General features: G+C 53.7%; 2 protein-coding genes. Both read right to left on the bottom strand.

The annotated features are described in order from the left end of the window. Positions 1-180: 180 nt before the first annotated feature. On the bottom strand, positions 181-1,947 hold the full coding sequence (locus tag AAAU26_RS03555) for a VirD4-like conjugal transfer protein, CD1115 family (protein ID WP_227619392.1): 1,767 nt from the start codon (positions 1,945-1,947) through the stop codon (positions 181-183). Then, positions 1,944-2,373: PcfB family protein (locus AAAU26_RS03560; protein ID WP_227619391.1), on the bottom strand; the 430-nt coding region annotated here is incomplete at its 5' end. The genes AAAU26_RS03555 and AAAU26_RS03560, both read right to left, overlap by 4 nt.

Consider the following 2,373-nt stretch of genomic DNA (forward strand, 5'->3'; position numbering starts at 1 on the left):
AGAGTCTGAAGAACTTCGATAGCAGAGTTAAAGAATTCCATAGTCGTTTCTCCTTTATTTTGAAAAAATTGTAGACCATTCGTACACACCTGAAGCTGCATAATGAAGCCGCAAACTGCGGCGGGAGTGGGCTTGCTGGTGTACCTCTCTGGTCCGGGTAAAATAAAACCGCCTACCGGGTTAGGCAGACGGGAGCGAATCAGCGTCCACCACGATGAACTCATCACCGGGGTGGATTTTTTCTTTGCGGTTCAGATACTTTTCAATATCGAAGGTGTTTTTGGGGTCATAGTCCGAGGTCAACTTGTAGTTGGGGTGCTGGGTCAGGTCGTATTTGTTCGAGAGAAACGGTCTGACGCCACGCAGCTGCAAAATACACTTGCCGCCGTCCAGCACCGCCAGCTCGTCCCGGCTCAATAATTCGTGCCCCATCTTCTGGAACGTAGTGCCGTAGCTGGGGCTGTTGCCACGGGTATCCGAGGTGTTGAAGGCGTCGATGGTCTCCTTGCCTAGCATTTCGGACAGGTCTTTCAGGGTGGTAGGCTCACTGCCGCCGAGGAAAATCTGGCTGTCCATGTTGCCTACGATGGTGTCCGCATTGTCCTTGTAGATGGCTTTCAACTGGCTTCTCGCCTGCAAAACAAGGCAGGCTGAGATCTCACGGCTGCGGATGGTTGCTACCAGCTTTTCCAGATTGGGGATCTGCCCGATGTTGGCACACTCATCAATGAGGCACCGCACATGAATGGGCAGCTTACCGCCGTACACATCATCGGCTTTGTCGCACAGCAAGTTAAAAAGCTGGGTGTAGATCATGGAAATCAGAAAGTTAAAGGTGCTGTCCGTATCGCTCATGATAAGGAACAGTGCCGTTTTCCGGTCACCCAGCGTGTCCAGTTGCAGTTCATCGTACATGGTAAGGTCTCGCAACTCTTGGATGTCGAAGGGGGCTAATCTGGCACCGCAGGAAATGAGGATGGATTTTGCGGTCTTGCCGGCAGCCAGCTTGTAAAGTTTGTACTGCCGCCCGGCAAAGCTGTTGGGCTTCTTTTTTGCCAGTTCCTCAAACAGCAAGTCCACAGGGTTCTGGTATTCCTCGTCGTCCTCCAGTACCTGCATGGTGTTCAGCATTTCCAGCAAAGTAGCGAAGTTTTGTTCCTCCACCGGGGCTTCATAATGCAGATAGGCGATCAGGGCAGTGAGCAAAAGACGTTCGCTTTTCTCCCAAAATGGATCGCCGCCGGACCCCTCGCCCTTGGTGTTGGTCATCAGGGTCGTGACCAGTTTTAGAATGTCCTTCTCGCTGTGGACATAGGCAAAGGGGTTGTAGTGCATGGACTTTTTAAAATTGATGGTGTTCAGAACTTTTACCTTATAACCATTTTTCAGCATGGCCTGCCCACATTCAAGCACGATTGTACCTTTCGGATCGGTTACGACATAGGAACTATGGCATTGCAGGAGGTTCGGTTTCAGCCAAAATCTCGTTTTGCCAGAGCCGGAGCCGCCGACCACCAGCACATTTTTGTTCCGGGCGTTCTTGGGGTCAGGTGGACGATTGCTCATCATTAACCGCTCTGTCTTGGTTAAAATGATGTTGTCGGAAAACTTGGGAGCCATGAATGGTTCAATGTCTTTCGCACTGCCCCACCGGGCAGAGCCGTACTCCATGCCGTGGCGGTACTTCTTGGCGTTTTTGCCACGCAGATAGACCGCCAGCCGTAACCCTGCACCGCAGCACAAACCCACCAGAATATCAAGCGGATGCAGGCTGGGCAGAGGGTTTGCAAACGCCAGCGGAACGGTGCCCATCATGGACATGATCTTATCGCCCAGCTCTTTGCCCTCCGCAAGCCGCCACGCCTCACCAAGGTTGGTTGCCACCAGCCCCAGCAGAAGATAGGGCAGGTACAGCGCCAGCAGCTTTGTCAGCTTTTTTGTGGTCACAGCCCACGCTCCTGTTCCTTGTGCCGGACTTTGCCGGGGAGTTCTGCCGCCGCCTGCACCAGCTCCTGCAATCGTGCCAGCACCGAGGGGCGTTTGTCCTTGTTCAGCAGGGATGCCGAATACTCCTTGAACGCCGATTGGAAGGCTTCTGCATCCGGGGCTTTGAAAAAGACCAGATACCGGGGCGGCACCTCGGAGGTGTCCTTTCGGATGGCGTAGTCGATGCCGTACTTTTTGGCGTAGCGTTCCAACCCACGGATGCCGGTCTTGCTGATCTCCACGCTGGAAACGCCCCGGTTTTGCCGCAGAAGGGTGCGGACGCTCTGCTTGCCTTGGGATGCCTTGGACTGGTACAACCGAATCGCCGCTTTTACCGCCCGGAGAACAGTCCGGGCAGACAGCTTGGTGGTGGAGATCATAATATTG

Source organism: Faecalibacterium longum, from assembly GCF_040094125.1.
GTDB classification, from domain to species: Bacteria; Bacillota; Clostridia; order Oscillospirales; family Ruminococcaceae; genus Faecalibacterium; species Faecalibacterium longum.